The sequence below is a fragment of the Ignavibacteria bacterium genome (assembly GCA_017302895.1).
GTDB lineage: Bacteria > Bacteroidota > Ignavibacteria > Ignavibacteriales > Ignavibacteriaceae > UTCHB3.
Map to the genome: position 1 here is coordinate 348,515 of JAFLBV010000002.1, position 17,405 is coordinate 365,919.

Genomic DNA, 17,405 nt, shown 5'->3' on the forward strand with positions numbered 1-17,405 from the left:
TTCCGTTTAATTGAAAAGTTTTTCGATGTCTTCATCGGTTACGGTTCTTTTCTCGTCATTTAGTTCAATAAGGTAGAGGAACCCTTTTGGATTTCCGAGAGAAGAATAGATATCCAACAGTTTCTGCTGGTCGCTGCTTATGAGAATTCCTTTATCGTCCCATAATTCGATGCCGCTGAGACACCCGTGAGTCGGCACATTTGGATAAAAAACCTCCTTGAGATAGTACCTCTGATCGACAGTGGTTCCGTGCATAACTATGTCAAACCTGCCTGCCTTGCCTGCATAGAAAGACTCCATCACAGGGAAATAATCTCTCCAGCGTTCGGGGAACAATTTCCTGTAAAGTATCGAATCGCTCTCCCCTTTCAGGTTCGCTTTTGAATTATAGAATGTGTTGTTATCGGTTTCTGATGGCATAAACAACCGTATTCGTGGAGTGGGTCCTATCAACTTGGCTGCGGAATTGTAAACACCAGTTACAGAGAAAACCCCCTGCGGTGAATTTCCATTGGTAAGATAGCCTGGCATGTTGGGAAGTGCTCTGGCAAAATATGGAAGTGTCACTAATTTACCTGAATTGTCCCGAAGAAATTCGCCGTTCTTCCTTCTGAAGACAATTCTGCCGGCATAATTTCTGTCGTTACGAACAAACATGAACATCCTGAAAACTGAAGTGTCTTTTCCGTAGTTCAAGAGATCGGTAACGGGTGGAAGTTTTTGTCCCCCATTCGACTTCATCGAGAGATTTCCAATCAGTGCCTGAAGAATCGGGTTTTTCATTTCTCCTGCAAATTTTGTTTTGGCGAGTTTTTCGTATTCCTCCATCTCGGATATATTAAGGTTGCAGTAATTAACAGCCATTGCAAACAGTTTGACATTTGAAGTTTGTCTCGCGAACTTTTCAGCAGACTCTTTAAACTCACCCCTGTAAAGTGTGAAAGCCGTTTGAAGTATTCTCCTTTGTATATCGGAGTCGAATTTAATAAGAGAATCCATCATTGATCCGAGGAAAGCCTTAAACTCAGGGCTTCTGTCCATCGTCAATTCTGCAGCCCACAAACCATTTGCCATTATATCAGCGTTTTTAAAGTTTGCGGGTTTTTGGCACTCAACGATTTTCAGTTTTAATTCAGTGTAAAAACTGTCTTTTCTCGCAAGAGTCGCAAAATCGAAAAAGACGGATTGAGAGAGCAATGTTGAAACGGACAGTAACATAAGCAGTAAAATTCTATAAGGCATTAAAATTTCTCCGGTGTATTTTTTATTTTTGAAGGATCAATCTTGATTCGCAGGTTTTGCAACCTGATTTACAAAGCAACACAAATGGATTGCGATCAATAAAGGAAATAAATTTTTCCCGTAACCACTCAGGCTCAAGGATATAAAACTTGAATCGGGCGGAAAGGCTTTTAAGTTCACCATCCGCTAATAGATAATTTTCAAATACCCTGAACCCTTTCGCACACCCGGGAAACTCAATAACGGGATAAACCCCCGAATTTGACAGTGACATTGGTATTGCTCCCATATACTCCCAGGGGTTGATGTGAATGTAAGGCAACTGCTCCCGGTTTTCGAGGTAATGAAGGTGGGTCAAGGATTCAAATCCACAGCCAATCATTACGATTCTTGCTGAGGCATTAGACTGAATAACCTCACACATCGAACCCTTTCCCAACGGGGAGACAGGGTTGTTCGATTGAGTCAGTCCCGTGCCATCACCCAGAAAAAGGAACGAATGAGACGGCGAAGAAGTTCTAACCACACCCGGATACTTCCTGAATTCTTCAGTCAGGGCCCCGGTTAGAGAATGAGTTGAATCTCTGTCGAAAGGGAGAGTATCCTTGAAACGGTTGATGAAATTATAGCTGAAACACGGCATCACCAGCGTTGTATCATCATTTTTGACAGAACAAAGTGATGAAATGAAGTCAAACGGACTTGAGTACCCGCCAAATTCCCTGATACAACCAAAAGAAGTATGAAAAAGGAGAAGTTTTCCTGATCCGGTTATCTCATTAACCAAGAGATTATATTTTCATGCTCGTTAAAGAATCAGTTTTTTTTTCGCGAGGATGCTGTAATCGTCAACCGATCTTCTGATTGTATTTGAAAGTCTTCCCAATCCTTCAATTTCAAGTTCGATCTCATCCCCTTCTTTCAGCCATACAGGTGTGAAATCCTCTCCTTTTTCCTTCGCTTCCAGTGCTGCGGTACCGTTTAATTCAAGGTAGCAACCTGTACCGACAGTTCCGGAACCGATTATGTCACCGGGATAAAGATCGACACCGTATGAGGCTCTCTCTATCAACTCTGCAAAAGTCCAGTCCATCTGACTAAGATTGCCTTCGGAAATGAGTTTACCATTGTGTCTGGCTTTCATAGCCAAATCAAACTTGTCACCGTAAGGTGTGGAGATTTTTCTTCCTTCAAGTTCATCGGGAGTAACGAGCCACGGTCCGATTGCTGTTGCGAAATCCTTCCCTTTTGCAGGACCGAGATTAAGCAGCATTTCCTCCATCTGCAGAACTCTGGCGGAAAAATCATTCATTATCATATATCCTGCGATGTAATTATCAGCTTCATAGGATTTGATATTCCTGCCATGTCTGCCAATTACAATGGCTGCCTCAAGTTCAAAATCAAGTTTTTGCAGATGATCCGATTCTACAATCAGGTCACCGCCACCATAGATCGCGTTATGATTAGTGAAGTAAAAGACGGGATACTGATCGAACTCGGCAATCATCGGAACTCCCCTGTTTCTTCGCGCCGTAGCCACATGCTGACGGAATGCATACCCGTCGCGGCAGGAAGTGGGATTTGGTACGGGAGGACCAATCGTGACCTCTCCGGCAGGAATACCGCCAATATTTCCCGAATGGAAATTTTTGATAATCATTTCAAGAATTCCCGAAGCATCACCCCAGACTTCAAGAAGCTCTTTCATGGAAGCGGGGAGTTTTTTTCCGGTAGAACCGGAGCCGTCTTCAATATCGACTATTACATCATTTATAAGAAGTGCCGCTCTAAACTTCGAGTCTTTCAGATAACTAACTAATTTCATTTCATTCTCTTTATTAAAAAACAGGTGATTTTGTTTTGGATCTTGGAAACAGCTCTGAAAAACTTCAGGCTTTCTCCCTTATCAGGTCCATTACTTCCACAATAATTTGAATTGCAAACTCAGTCTCCTCTTCAGTACCCGAGTTTATTCTGACTCCGTTGGGAACGCCAAATGAGCCTGTATACCTGAGTATAAGACCCCTGTTTAAGCACTCATCATTAAACTGAATTGCGGTGCTTTCGTCAGGGAAAACGAGCATAAGAAAGTTTCCGACCGATTTGGTGTATTTGATTCCAATCTCATCGAAAGCCTGTCTGAACCGGTTTAAGGACCACTTGTTAAGCTCTGCAGTCCGTTTCAGGAATTCTGTGTCACCCAAAGCCGCCATCGCTCCAATTTGAGCAAGCATGTTGGGTTCGAATGGTAACTTCACCTTGTAGAGCGACTGAATTAGTTGCGGGTCGCCAAATCCCGCTCCAATTCTCAGTCCTGCCAGGCCGTAATCCTTTGAGAAAGTACGAAGAACCATTAAATTACTCTTTTCGTATTTCAATCCATCAGGATATTCCTGATTTTCACGGGCATAAAGGGTGTAAGCCTCGTCCAGAACAATCAGAATTGAATCAGGAACCCTGGCAAGAAATTCATCAAATTTAGCCCTGGTGAACATCGTACCTGTGGGATTATTCGGGTTCGCCAGATAGATTATTTTCGTTTTTGTGTTTATGGCATCATAAACTGCATCAAGATCGTATGTAAAATCATCCATCAGGGTTTTTACACAATTAATATTATACTTGTCTGCGTTTACATACCAGCCAATAAATGTGCCCTGTGAGGTGATTACTTCATCTCCCGTTTCACAGACTCCCGAAATAATGTATTGTAAAATTGCATCGGAACCGCTTGCTACTATTATACGATCCTGATCAACCTCATAATATTGAGCGAGTTTTTTCGTGAGGTTATAGCATTTGGGATCAGTATAGCGGTGAAGCTCGTTCAGATTTTCTGCGATGGCTTTTAATGCCAGCGGAGAGGGACCCAAAGGATTCTCATTGGAAGCGAGCTTTACAATTTTGGTAAGCCCTTTTTCCCTTGCGAGTTCCTCAATCGGCTTTCCCGCTTTATATGGTGTAAGATTTTTTATGTGTTCAGGTAGTTTGATCATTGTTGTATCCGGTCTTTATTTACACCTCAAGCCAGGAATTTTCATATCCTTCGATGAGTGTATCTTTGACATTTTCAGTTAGTCGAAGTGGTGCATAAGTATCAATCATGACCGCATATTCGAATGTTTCTTTTGCTCCGATTGAAGCCTCTGTTTTCCCGGGCTGAGGTCCGTGCGGAATCCCCATCGGGTGAAGTGTAACCGACCCTTCGCTGATGCTCTTTCTCGACATGAAGTCGCCATCCACATAATAGATCACTTCATCGCTGTCGATGTTTGTGTGGAAATAAGGAGCAGGTATCGCCTGCGGGTCGAAGTCGAACAACCTCGGACAGAAATTGCACACTACAAAATTGCTCGTCCAAAATAGAAGATGTACAGGTGGCGGAAGGTGGAGCCGTCCCACTTTTGGAGCATAATCCTTGATGTTAAACGAGTAAGGGTATAAAAAGCCGTCCCAACCGACAACATCAAACGGATGATGGGGCACATCATATTCAAAATGTCTGCCGTTCAGATTGACAATCATTTTGTAGTCACCTTCCTCAAAGTTTGGTTCGAGGTGTGAAGGAGGTCTGAAATCTCTTTCGTAATATGGTGCATCTTCTGTCAACTGACCATATTCGTTTCTGAAGTGCCTTGGTATTTCAAAGGGGGTAAGTGATTCAATTATAAGAAGTTTCACCTTTTCATATGAATCAAATTTCAACTGGTACACTGTCCCTTTAGGAATTATCAGGTAGTCCCACTGCTGAAATGGAATAACACCATATTCGGAATACATCTTTCCGCTACCGTGGTGGACAAAAATCAGTTCTGACATCTGTGAATTTTTATAGAAGAAATCAGCTTCCTCGGTAATATGGGCGGTAGAGATATTGCAGCCCGAATTCCTCATAAATGACTGACGGGCTGTCAGGATATTACCGGGGGTTACTTTTCTCCCCGTAACAAAGTGATAGTACTGAATCGGAGCATCTTCCCAGTCTTTTGTGGTAAAAGGAAAAATTTCCCTTATTTCTTTTACCTGTGGCGGAATGTGAAAATGGTATTTGTTGGAATAGACCCCCGAGAAGCCTCTCGTGCTGAAAAGTTCTTCCCTGTAAAGGGATTTTCCATCGGGTTTGTAAAAAGTGGTATGCCTGCGGGGAGGCAATTCACCAAGTTTATAATAAAATGGCATCGTACTGTCTCCTCTTAATTAAAAGTTTCCTCTTGCAGCCTGATCTCTCTCGATCGCTTCAAAGAGTGCCTGGAAGTTACCTTTTCCGAATCCCTGACTTCCTCCCCTTCTCTGAATCACTTCGAAGAAAAATGTGGGTCTGTCACCAACGGGTTTTGTGAATATCTGCAACAAATAACCGTCACTTTCAGGGTCAAGAAGAATGCCGTAATGTTTCAGTTCGTCAATATCTTCCTCAACCTTAAGGTCTTTTTCCTTCAACATCTGATAATAGGTGTCGGGTGGAGTACTCAGGAACTCAATTCCGTTCTTTCTCATCGCCGAAATTGTCTCTATTATGTTATCTGTTCTAATGGCGATATGTTGAATTCCGGTCCCGCAAAATTCCTCGATATACTCTTCAATCTGCGATTTTTTCAATCCTTTGTAAGGTTCATTCACAGGATTTCGGATTATGCTGTCCTCTGATCTCACAACCTTCGAAAGGAGTGAGGAATACTTTGTACCGATATCCCCTGCCTTAAAATCAACAAAAGTTTCAAAACTGAGGGATGCATTCATATAGTCAACCCAGAAGTTCATTTCATTTTCGCGAACATTACCGACTATGTGATCAATTATCTGAAGACCTGTTTCGTGAGTTTCCACTTCATAATTTTGAACGGGTTCACCGAATCCGGGACGGAATAGGCCCTTGTATTCGTCATGGTTCACAAAAGAGATTTCAGCGTCATCATAGAGTTTGATTGCCGCTTCAAAATAGAGTCCGTTTTCGTCCTTCACTTCCCGTGGCTTTATTGTGGGAATAGCTCCGTTGGTAATTGCATGATTAAACGCATATTCAACATCATTTACATTAAGAGTCCACCTTTTTACTCCATCACCGTGGCGTTGAAGAAAGTTGTAAATCTCGTAATTTTCGGGCTTAACGGGTGATGTAACAACAATTTTGAGGTTGTTTTTTTGCAGGAGGTAGGAAACCTTGTTTTTCACTCCGGTTTCAGGACCTGAATAAGCTGTAATTTTCATGCCGGTAGCTTTGGCAAACCAGTATGCCCATATTTTCGCCGTACCGACAAAAAACTCGACATAATCGTAGCCTCTGATTCCCAGTTTATTAGCCATTTGATCTCCGGTATTAATGGTTAGTAAGAGGAATAAAAGAATAATTAAAATTTAATTCCCTAAAATAATAATAAAGTGCAGGTCGGGAAACTCTAAAATAAGTCACCTGACCTGCAAATCACAAATTCAATTTCTACTCTTCTCCATCATGGCTGTGCTGTGTCTTAAGTGCTTTTGCCATAAAGTAAACGGTGAAGAAAATAATAACCGACCATGTCGGGATCATCATTAGTAATGCAGCAGTACTCATTTATTTACTTAAATCCTTTCTTCTTTTAATCTGATTTTCCATGCGAAGGCAATAAGAATACCTATCAAGACATATACTGACACGAGAAGAAGTCTTGTTAAGTTCGTAACGAGAATTTTCTCGGGGTCGTCAATTCCGATATGAAAAAGTGTTCCTAAAACACTTGATGGATCAAGGTTCCAACCGTGCCCGTTGAACAAACCTGTAAATGCTTCAATCCACTTTCCTCCGACGGGTTGTATCATTGAACCTATAAAAACAAGGCCGATGAATGTGGGTGTAACATATTTCAAAATGTATTTAAAGATCACAGGAATTTTAATGTCGGCTCCCCTGTTGATTTCTTCCCAGGCATTATCAATTCCAAAAACCCACAAAAATATAATGGATTCAGCCAGAGCAAAAACAACCAGCGAGAAAGTCCCTGCCCAAAAATCAAATTCATCAAAAGCCCCGTGATCGTAGAGCAGAATCGTTGGTAGAGCGAGAATAACTACTGCGAGCCCAAAAAACATTGTTGACTTTTGGCGGCTGAACTTGAATGAATCCTGCAGAAAAGCCATTACAGGTTGTCCCATCGCAATTGAACTCGTAATTCCCGCAAAAAACAGCAATCCGAACCAGGTAAAACCACCAAGAGCTGAAAGCAGCGGACCCCAATTCTCGAATAACATTGGTAGAGTCATGAAAGACATTCCGAATCCACTGAAAGTGCTCAATGAAGCCAGTCCGAGATAAGCCACAGCAATCGGAATCACCACCGAACCGCCAAGAACCACCTCGACAAATTCGTTCATGAATCCTGCAGTTGTGGCATTTAGAGCCACATCATCATTTTTCCTAAGATATGCAGCGTAACAGTGTATAGATCCCATTCCTACTGAAAGTGTGAAAAATACCTGACCGGCTGCTGCGAGCCAAACCTTGGGATTTGATAGAGAGTCAAAGTGAGGAGTCCAAAGGAAATTCAAACCCGCAACTGCATCCTCCACTGCCCCGTATTCACCCGCATCAAGTGTGAGTGCTCTGATGGCAAGAAAAATACCAAATAGAATCAGCAAAGGCATCAGTATTTTGCTGGCTTTTTCAATCCCTGCACTGATCCCACGGGAGAGCACCCAAAGATTAAGTCCGATTGTTACAAAGAAAAAGAAAAGAGCGATCGGCGAAAAATTAATAAAACCTTCACCCGAACCAAGATAGTCTTTAAAATACTGAATTACTTCAGGCTGTGTCATACCATTAAAAACATCGAGAACTGAGAAGAATGTGTAAGCAAGCGTCCACGACTCAATATAACAATAGTATGCTGCCACAACCAGATTGGTAAAAATTCCAAAAACACCAAAATACTTCAGTAATTTCGATCTTCCCAACACATCAAGCATTCCCGGAGTGGAATGATGCCCGTGCTGGCCGCCTTTTCTTCCAATTGCCCATTCAACCCACAAAAGTGGAATTCCCATCAGGACCAGAGAAACGAGGTAGGGAATTATAAAGGCGCCACCGCCATTTTGTATTGCCTGTGCAGGAAATCTTAGGAAGTTACCCAACCCGACTGCATTTCCTGCAACTGCAAGGATCAGTCCGAGTCTCGACGCCCATCTTTCTTTAGTACCACTCATTCTATATGCTACTCCTGTTTTATTTCGATTAACTCATTTTCACTTTGTGCTATTATAACGGCTCCTGCAGCATCACCTGTTACATTTGTGATTGTTCGGCACATATCCAATATTCTGTCTATTCCCAGGATTAGAGCTATTCCCTGCTCAGGCACACCAACCGATTTCAAAATTATTATCAGCATGATGATCCCGACTCCGGGAACGGGTGCTGTTCCAATCGATGCCAGTACAGCCATAAAAACCACTGTAATCTGCTGAGCAAGTGACAATTCCATCCCATAAACCTGGGCGATAAAAACGGTCGCGACACCCTGATAGAGTGCAGTTCCGTCCATGTTTATTGTTGCCCCGAGAGGTAATACAAAACTGGTAATTGATTTTGAAACGCCAAGATTCTCCTGACAACATTCCATATTTACGGGAAGTGTTGCTGCCGAGGAACTGGTACTAAAACCAACAAGTTGCATGGGTCTTATGCCTTTAAAAAACTTAACAATGCTGAATTTCGTAAATATTTTTAGAAGCAAACTGTAAGTACCTGCCGTATGCAAAAAGAGTCCCAGAAGAACTGTAACTGCATACCACAAGAGCGTTTCGAGTATGTTGAATCCAAATTCCGAGACAGTGGCAGCGATAAGTGCAAACACACCAACGGGTGCAAATTTCATGATAACATCTATCATCTTTATCATAATGTCGCTGAGAGCGTCAAAAAAATTGAGCATTATCTTCGACTTTTCTTTGTCGGCAAAAGTCAAAACCATCCCAAAGAAAACAGCGAAGAAGACTATCTGCAACATTTCACCCTGGGAAAGCGCTGCAAAGGGATTCTTCGGAATCATCTCCACGATCATCTTTATTCCGTCAAACTCAACATCGCTTCCAATTTTGTCCTGTGTATCCTGTGAGTAGGTTTGAAGCAGATTGTTCTTGGTGGTCTCATTCATCCTTTCACCGGGTTGTATTACATTTGCAAGTACAAGCCCGATCGTCACGGCGAAAGCGGTAGTCAAAATGTAGTAGGTTAAAGTCTTTGTCCCGATTCGTGCGAATTTTTTGATATCGCCAAGACTCGCAGCGCCGGCAATCAGGCTCGCCAATACTAAAGGAACTGCCACCAGATTCAATAGACGAATGAAAATGTCACCCAGCCATCTGATCCATGTTGCGGGTGTTTTCTCATTTCGCACCATCCTTACATCGGTGTAGAGTTCTGTTCTCCCGATTCGTTTTGACTCATCAGATGAGACAGAGACGGCAATGAGGTCAACAGCAAAACCTGCTTTTTTAAATGTCTTGAAGGAGTTAATAAGTTTCGGTTTTTCGCCGGTTTTAAATGAAACTGAGTCTTTGATATTTTTGGAGAGGTCAATTTTTACAAGAGTGACAGAACTCCAGTCAGTAATATTCTGTTCGACTTTTTCTTTTTTATCCATGAAGGATATTACAAAATTGTTCTCATCGACATTGAGCCATGCACCAAAAAGGGCACCTGCTATAAGCGCAATCAATATCTGTGTGTGAAGTGGCGGCAGTTTAAACTTCATGAATTTTCCGGATATCAGAGATTTTTTTGTGAAGCATTCTTTAAAAAACAAAAATAATCAGTATTATTGAAACTTGAAACGATTAATTTTAAAAAATCATCAAATCATCAATTTTTTAGTAATATATTCACCACCCTCCTTCAAATAAATGAACTATAACAGCAAAAACGATTTATTACGCAAACTCACGCTTACGGGCGCAACCATGATTGTTGCAGGATCCATGATCGGTTCCGGTATCTTTCGCAAGCCTGCCACGATGGCAGGGCAACTTCTTTCACCGGAACTTCTGATTATTGTGTGGATTGCTGCGGGTCTGATCACACTGGTCGGAGCTTTAATCAATGCAGAAATTGCCGGTATGATAGATGCCACCGGAGGGCAGTACATTTACTTCAAAAAAATGTATGGTGATTTTACATCCTATATGTATGGCTGGTCTGTTTTATCGGTAATCCAGACAGGAAGTCAGGCTGCCATAGCTTATGTTTTTGCAGAATATCTGAATTCTTATCTTCAGATTGGAGGGTTGTCTCCTTCGATGGCAGGGTTTGAGGTCTATATGCCTTTTGTGGGGATGATAAAGCCGTTTGCAGAGTTTGGCACCAAATCCATTGCCATATGTGTAACTTTGTTTCTTACCGGAGTAAATTATGTCGGAGTTTTCTTCGGTGGAATAGTTCAGACTATAGTAACTTTTGTAAAAATCGGTTCGATTCTCGGGCTTACGGTTCTTATTTTCATTCTTGGTGATGGCTCTGCTTCGAATTTTTCAAACGGCTTTTCGATGCCTGCTGAAACAGCTTCGAACATCGTGTCACTTTTTGGACTCGCACTTGCCGGTGCATTTTGGGCTTATGACGGATGGAATAATGTAACTTTTGTGAGTGGTGAGATTAAAAATCCACAGAGGAATGTTCCTCTCGCTCTCCTTTGGGGAACACTGATAGTTATTGCAGTATATGTCTTAATAAACATGGCTTTTCTGTATGTGCTTCCAATTGATGAAATGAAAAATTCGGACCTCGTTGCAAGAAGTGCAGCAGAAAAAATCTTCGGAATTGCCGGCGGAACTGTAATTTCAATTGCGGTAATAATATCAGCTTTTGGAGCTCTTAACGGAAGTATCCTTTCAACCGCGAGGGTCCAGTTCGCCATGGCGAGAGAGGGTATGTTCTTTGAAAGTCTTGGAAAGGTCCACCCGAAATTCTCAACTCCACATGTTTCACTTTTGGTGCAGGGAATCTGGTCAGCGGTTCTCGTATTGTCGGGGTCATTTGATACCATCAGTGATTATGTCATTTTTGCTGCGTGGTTGTTCTACATGCTCGGTGCTGCGGGAGTATTTGTATTAAGAAAGAAAATGCCGGATACACCGAGACCCTATAAGGTTTGGGGATACCCTTACACCCCCGCTCTTTTTGTAATTTTCTCCTTTTTATTTTTAGTAAATACCGTGGTTTCCGATACCAAAAACGCCATGATGGGACTGATGCTAATTCTCAGCGGACTCCCCTTCTATTTCTACATCAAATACAGAAATAAAAAACAGGAAAGCAAGAATCAGTAAATGAAAAAGATTGTTCTTATCGATGCGATGGCAATCGCATACAAAGCTTATTTCGCATTCATCTCCAGACCGCTTCGTACAAAATCGGGCGAACCTACATCAGCGATATTCGGTTTTTTTAACCAGTTGTTCAGATATCTTGAAGAGATTAAACCCGATTCAGTTATCGTTGCTTTCGACTCAAAAGAAAAAACTCTGAGAGCCGAAAGATTTGAACAATACAAAGCAAATCGTGCTGAAATGCCTGAAGAACTGATCCCGCAGATTGGAAAAATTAAGGATATCCTTGAAGCGATGGCAATTCCTGTCTTCGCAATGCCTAAGATCGAGGCTGATGATATAATTGGGACGATGTCAAGGCTCGCTGAGGAGGACGGTTATGCCGTCTATATGGTTTCTCCTGACAAGGACTATTTTCAACTTGTCACCCAAAATGCATTTCTTGTAAGACCCGGGATCAAGGGAGAGGACTTTGACATATATGATATGGAATCCGCCAAACAAAAACTTGAAATCGAACCATCACAGATGATCGATTATCTTGCATTGATTGGAGACAAGAGTGATAACATTCCCGGTGTTGCGGGTATCGGAGAAAAAACTGCCATTCCACTGATTCAACAATTTGGTACTCTCGAGGCAATCTATGAGAACCTCGATAAAATATCCTCTAATTCGGTAAGAACAAAGCTTGAGACAAACAGGGATAACGCATTTCTTTCCAAAGAGTTAGCGACCATCGATCTGAATGTCGACTTAAAATTTGATCCCGACAAGGCAACCATCGGAGACATCAATTTTCCGCTCCTTGAAAAACATTTCAAAGACCTTGAATTAAGAACTCTCTGGTTGAAGGCTATCAAATATTTTAATTATTCTCCCGAACAGGTACAAACTTCCGATCAACCTGACTCGGGTGAGGGCGATGCTGATGATGACAAGAGCAAATCTTTCGATCCAAAAGAAGTCACTTACAAACTTGTTAAAACTGCCGATGAGGCTCGAAAACTCGCTGATTATCTCTCGAGTCACGATCTCTTTGTCTTCGATACGGAAACCGATTCGTTGAATATCTTCAGTGCACGCATAGCAGGTGTCTCATTCGCAGTAAAGGAGAAGGAGGCATTTTTTGTTGCTCTCGAACCTGATACCCGTACAGTTGACATGTTCTCAACCCGCGTTGAAGAAAGGTTGTCGCTTTCAGATTTTAAGAAAATTTTCTCCCCTTTGTTTGCGAATCCCGCAATTAAAAAAGTGTGTCAGAACGGGAAATACGACATTGCGATCTTAAGAACAGCGGGTATCGAAGTTAAAGGCTTCTACTTTGACACCATGGTTGCGTCATATGTTATCGATCCTGACAAAAAGCACGGAATGGATGATCTGGCATCACAATGGTTAAATTATGATACAATTCACCTCTCAACTCTCATCGGTGTGAAGAAAGACCCTTCAAAAATCTTTGATGTTGATCTGAATGCCCTGTCAATCTACAGTTGCGAGGATGCCGATATCACTTTCAGGTTGTACGAAATACTCAGTAAGAGAATCGAAGAGGATGCATTGCATCATCTCGCTTTTGATATCGAATTCCCTTTGGTTGAGGTGTTGGAAGACATCGAAAGAAACGGTGTTAATATTGACAGTATGATGCTAAAACAACTCTCGCAGGATCTTGAACTTATGATGATGGAAACGGCACGCAATATTTACTCAGTGGCGGGTGAGGAATTTAACATCAATTCACCACAGCAAATGCAAAAGATCCTGTATGAAAAATTGCAACTGACTTCCGGTAAGAAGACAAAAACAGGATATTCAACGGATGCTCAAACTCTGGAATCTCTGAGGGGGCAACATGAAATAATTGATATGATTCTTTCGTTTCGGCAGCTCTCCAAATTGAAATCAACTTATGCCGACTCACTGCCGACACTGATCGAGAAAAAAACAGGTAAAGTACATACATCATTCAATCAGACTGTCGCATCCACAGGAAGACTCTCTTCGAATGATCCGAATCTCCAAAACATTCCGATCAGGACTGATCTCGGAAAAGAGATTCGGAAAGCGTTTGTACCTTCTTCAAAAGATAATGTGATACTTAGCCTCGATTATTCACAGATAGAACTGCGAATTATGGCCTCCATCTGCGGAGATGAATACCTGACAAAAGCATTTATTGATGGTGAAGACATTCACAGAAGGACCGCAGCGCTCGTTTTCCGGGTCGATCCGAGTGAGGTAACGGCTGATATGCGAAGGAAAGCCAAAGAGGTCAATTTTGGCATTCTGTATGGAATTGGTGCCTTCGGACTTAAAATAAGGCTGGGGATAGCTCAGAACCACGCAAAAGAGATTATTGATACATACTTCGGTACCTTCAAGCGCGTTAAGGAGTTCATGGACAACTCCATCGGTAATGCACGGGAAAAAGGATATGCTGAAACACTGACAGGCAGAAGAAGATACCTGCCGAATATCAACAGCAAGAATTTTGCAGTCAAACAGTTTGAGGAAAGAGTTGCCATAAACATGCCGATTCAGGGAACTGCTGCCGATATGATCAAGCTCGCAATGATAAAGGTGCACGCGGCTCTAAATGACGGTGGATTCAAAACTAAAATGATACTGCAGGTTCACGATGAGCTTCTATTCGATGCACCAAAATCGGAACTCGAAACTGTCACTCCCCTGATCAAGAATCTGATGGAACAGGCACTCCCGTTAAATGTTCCCGTTGTAGTGGAATCGGGCTATGGAGACAACTGGCTGGATGCCCATTAATGCGGGGAAGGTAAAACCCGGGAGATCAGACGTTCTGATTTTTTGAGATAATAAGGTTGGCGGCAGTCTTCCCGCTCATTACCGCACCTTCAATGGTAGCGGGGAGCCCTGTGTCCGTCCAGTCCCCGGCAAGGTACAGGTTTTCGAATCCTGTTTTGGAAGGGAGTCGATAATCCAGATTTTTCCCTCCGCAGACGAATGTCGCCCGTTTTTCTTTTATCATTTTTTGAGCGATTACGGCTGAAGGTTTTATCCCTAAACAACTCTCAAGTTCACTCAACACAATCTTAATAATTTCCGGTTCCTCTTTGGTGTTCCAATCTGTCGAAGCACTTGTAACTGTGGTTATATAATCACCATGATTAAAGACCCATTGAACAGGAGAATCAATCAGCGCAACAAATTCTGTTTTAAGAGGGTTGCTGTCTATCCTCAAATGGAATGTTGTAATGGATGAATATTCCATATCAAAATTCTCAATTCCCGGAAAAACTCCGGATATCCCGTCAATTTTTTTCAATGCGAAATGAGGAATCGCCAGAACTGTGTTTTCAGGATACTCGATCGTTCTGTTTCTGAATTTTAGAGAAACGACCCGTCCATCCCCGGTCTCTATACTTTCCAATGGATTGCCAAAATTGACCGAACCTCCCCTCTCCTCGATCAGTTTGATTGCATTATCAACGAAAAGCTCACTCAGCCCACATTTCGGAACAATTATTTTTGCATTATTCTTCCCGTTCAGAAAGATTTCCTTGAGAACCCTCGCAAATATTAACGCTGAGGTTTTCTCAGGGGGTGAGTTCATCGCTCCCACACAAAGGATTTCCCAAATGCCATTAAAAAGTTCATCTGTTTGTCCTTCTCCCTTTAACCATTCAGAAACGGTAAGATTCGAAAGAGTTTTAAGCCGGATAAATCTCAACTTCTGAATAAAAAGAACTGCTTTTAGTTTTTGCTTAAAGGTTAGGAAATCGTAATTGAGGATTGCCTGTAACAGATTGAGTGGATAAGGTAAAGCGCCACTTTTCAGAGTAAACGATTTCCCGTTTCTGTGCCTGTATTCAACACTCATCCTCTCCTGAATATGGATTTTGTCCATTGCTCCAATTTTTCCAAGGAAGGAAAGTGTATCGTGATAACAACCCATCAGTATATGCTGACCGTTGTCCACAAGATATTGATCTGCCTGAATTAGGAAAGTACCGGGGTGAAAAGAATGAGGAAAGGAATATGCCCTGCCGCCTCCTTTTTTTGTGGATTCGAACAGATCAACTTTATAACCGTTTAAGGAGAGTTCCACTGCCGCAGACAGACCCGCGAGACCTGCCCCGACAACAATTGCTCGTGGCATTAGTAAACTAATCTATACTTTGCCCAGACTCCCAGGGAGATGCCAACCTTCTCCACTTTAGAAATATTAACATTCCGGTTATAGATATCGTATTTTTCGTGGATTATATTTTTAAGTATGCGGAAATAGATGTGTTGCATCGCCCGGGCAGCAAACATGTTTCCTTTGTCTTCTTTGTTAAGAGCTGCTGTGGCTTTGTTAAAATATTCCATCGCTCTGGAAACCTGAAACTCCATAAGTTTAATAAAATTATCATTATAAACCGAGTCAAGGAGTTCTTCCTCAGAGTATCCGAACTTTCTCAAATCTTCGAGGGGGAGGTAAATTCTGTCTTTTTCCGCGTCTTTTTTTATGTCTCTTAGAATATTCGTCAATTGAAGTGCAATCCCAAGATTTTCTGCAAATTCCTGTGCACTACGATGCTTGTATCCAAAAATCTCGATGCACATCAGTCCAACAGTTGAAGCGACCCGGTAACAGTAGATCCTGAGCTGTTCAAAGGTATCGTAGCGCCGTATTTTAAGATCCATCTCCATCCCTTTGATCAAATCAAAAAACGGTTCAACAGGAATGTTAAACTGTTTGATGGTCATTGCAAGCCGATTCATCAAAGAGTATGTGGAAGTGCCATTAAAAGCATGCTCAAGTTCAACTCTCCAGTGTGTTAAAAGATTGCTCTTCTCTTCAGGGGTGCGAATTTCTTCATCAACTATATCATCGGTTTCGCGACAGAACGCATAGACAGTTGTCATGGCGTCCCGTTTTGGTGCCGGTAATAAATTGAAAGCGTAGTAGAAACTGCTGTTGCTCTTTTTTGAAATTTCTTTTGCTTGTTCTAACGACATTAAAAAATCGATCTAATGAATAAATAAAAATAATCGAATTTACTCAAAGCCGGACGAATCAGATGAGAGTTGTAACCACCTAATCTGATTTTTTCCAAAATCGACAATCCGCCATAAAAGGTGGCTGAAATTTGAATCCGGAGTCTTCCGTTAAGCAGCCCGATAAGGGGTCGTCCATCCATCATTATGGCCTCTGCCCTGTCAACCTGAGACCGTATCAGTTCTGAAACATTGAGTTGCTCCGGGGACAAGACTAATATCTTAGGATCAATTCCATAAGATAGAATTTCCTCAATGGGAATATATAATCTATTTCGTTTAAAGTCAACTGAAAGATCCTGATAAAAATTAATTAATTGAAGAGCGGTGCATATTTTATCTGAATAGTCATAATATTTTTCATCTCTTATGTCATGTAACTGCAAAATGAGCCTTCCCACAGGGTTGGCAGACCTGCTGCAATAATCCAAAATATCCGCAAATTTATCATATCTTGTTACGCTGATATCCTGACGAAATGCGGAAATTAAATTCCGGAACATCTGACTGTCGAGATTTCGAGTGTAAATGGTATTTGCCAGCGCCTCATCAAGTTCGGAATGATAATTTCCTTTCAATGAGTCTTCGAACCTCTCAAGAAATCTGTCGAGTGCTTCTTCCCTCGCCTGAGGCGGTGCACTCCCTTCATCAGCAATGTCGTCAGCGGTTCTTGCAAACCAGTAGATGATTGCTACATCTTTTCTCAATTTCGCCGGAACAAACATCGAGACCACAGGAAAATTTTCGTAATGTGCTCCGGCAAGTTGAAGCGCTTCCGCATAACCCGGTAATACTTTTTCCATCTTCCTCATATATATTTAAAGTAAACGGTTCTC

The 17,405-nt window shown here is 41.9% G+C and carries 13 protein-coding genes; 2 read left to right on the plus strand and 11 right to left on the minus strand.

What is annotated here, in order from left to right:
* Positions 1-6: 6 nt before the first annotated feature.
* The 8 genes from J0L60_09225 to J0L60_09260 form a co-directional block, all read right to left on the minus strand.
* Positions 7-1,242: a hypothetical protein gene (locus J0L60_09225; GenBank protein MBN8546299.1), complete on the minus strand. Its 1,236-nt coding sequence runs from the start codon at positions 1,240-1,242 to the stop codon at positions 7-9.
* 22 nt (positions 1,243-1,264) lie between these two features.
* Positions 1,265-2,029, minus strand: coding sequence for an AAC(3) family N-acetyltransferase (locus J0L60_09230; protein ID MBN8546300.1), 765 nt, complete (start codon positions 2,027-2,029; stop codon positions 1,265-1,267).
* A 21-nt stretch (positions 2,030-2,050) separates the two neighbouring features.
* Positions 2,051-3,070: a fumarylacetoacetate hydrolase family protein gene (locus J0L60_09235; GenBank protein MBN8546301.1), complete on the minus strand. Its 1,020-nt coding sequence runs from the start codon at positions 3,068-3,070 to the stop codon at positions 2,051-2,053.
* Positions 3,071-3,134: 64 nt separating this feature from the next.
* Positions 3,135-4,241, minus strand: coding sequence for a histidinol-phosphate transaminase (hisC, locus tag J0L60_09240; protein MBN8546302.1), 1,107 nt, complete (start codon positions 4,239-4,241; stop codon positions 3,135-3,137).
* 19 nt (positions 4,242-4,260) lie between these two features.
* Complete coding sequence (locus J0L60_09245; protein MBN8546303.1) at positions 4,261-5,424, minus strand: homogentisate 1,2-dioxygenase; 1,164 nt, start codon at positions 5,422-5,424, stop codon at positions 4,261-4,263.
* Between the two features lie 18 nt (positions 5,425-5,442).
* The gene (gene hppD, locus J0L60_09250) at positions 5,443-6,549 is read right to left on the minus strand and encodes a 4-hydroxyphenylpyruvate dioxygenase (protein MBN8546304.1); all 1,107 of its coding nucleotides are present in this window, start codon (positions 6,547-6,549) and stop codon (positions 5,443-5,445) included.
* Positions 6,550-6,807: 258 nt separating this feature from the next.
* A complete protein-coding gene (locus tag J0L60_09255) occupies positions 6,808-8,424 on the minus strand; it encodes a sodium-dependent transporter (GenBank protein MBN8546305.1) in 1,617 nt (538 codons plus the stop codon).
* Positions 8,425-8,432: 8 nt separating this feature from the next.
* Entirely contained in the window at positions 8,433-9,974 is a 1,542-nt protein-coding gene (locus J0L60_09260) for a dicarboxylate/amino acid:cation symporter (protein MBN8546306.1), read from the minus strand.
* 148 nt (positions 9,975-10,122) lie between these two features.
* Here J0L60_09260 and J0L60_09265 point away from each other — a divergent pair, with 148 nt between their 5' ends.
* Both J0L60_09265 and polA read left to right on the plus strand, forming a co-directional pair.
* On the plus strand, positions 10,123-11,544 hold the full coding sequence (locus J0L60_09265; GenBank protein MBN8546307.1) for an amino acid permease: 1,422 nt from the start codon (positions 10,123-10,125) through the stop codon (positions 11,542-11,544).
* The gene (gene polA, locus J0L60_09270; GenBank protein MBN8546308.1) at positions 11,545-14,331 is read left to right on the plus strand and encodes a DNA polymerase I; all 2,787 of its coding nucleotides are present in this window, start codon (positions 11,545-11,547) and stop codon (positions 14,329-14,331) included. It begins immediately after the preceding gene.
* Positions 14,332-14,356: 25 nt separating this feature from the next.
* On the opposite strand, the gene J0L60_09275 is transcribed toward polA, so the two are convergent.
* From J0L60_09275 to hpnC, 3 genes are read right to left on the minus strand one after another with little or no spacing between them, the layout of a single operon-like run.
* Positions 14,357-15,685 (minus strand): FAD-dependent oxidoreductase, encoded by a 1,329-nt coding sequence (locus tag J0L60_09275; GenBank protein ID MBN8546309.1) that lies wholly within the window; start codon positions 15,683-15,685, stop codon positions 14,357-14,359.
* Complete coding sequence (gene hpnD / locus J0L60_09280; GenBank protein ID MBN8546310.1) at positions 15,685-16,530, minus strand: presqualene diphosphate synthase HpnD; 846 nt, start codon at positions 16,528-16,530, stop codon at positions 15,685-15,687. Before hpnD ends, J0L60_09275 begins: the two co-directional genes overlap by 1 nt.
* Positions 16,530-17,372 (minus strand): squalene synthase HpnC, encoded by an 843-nt coding sequence (gene hpnC / locus J0L60_09285; GenBank protein MBN8546311.1) that lies wholly within the window; start codon positions 17,370-17,372, stop codon positions 16,530-16,532. Before hpnC ends, hpnD begins: the two co-directional genes overlap by 1 nt.
* Positions 17,373-17,405 lie beyond the last annotated feature (33 nt).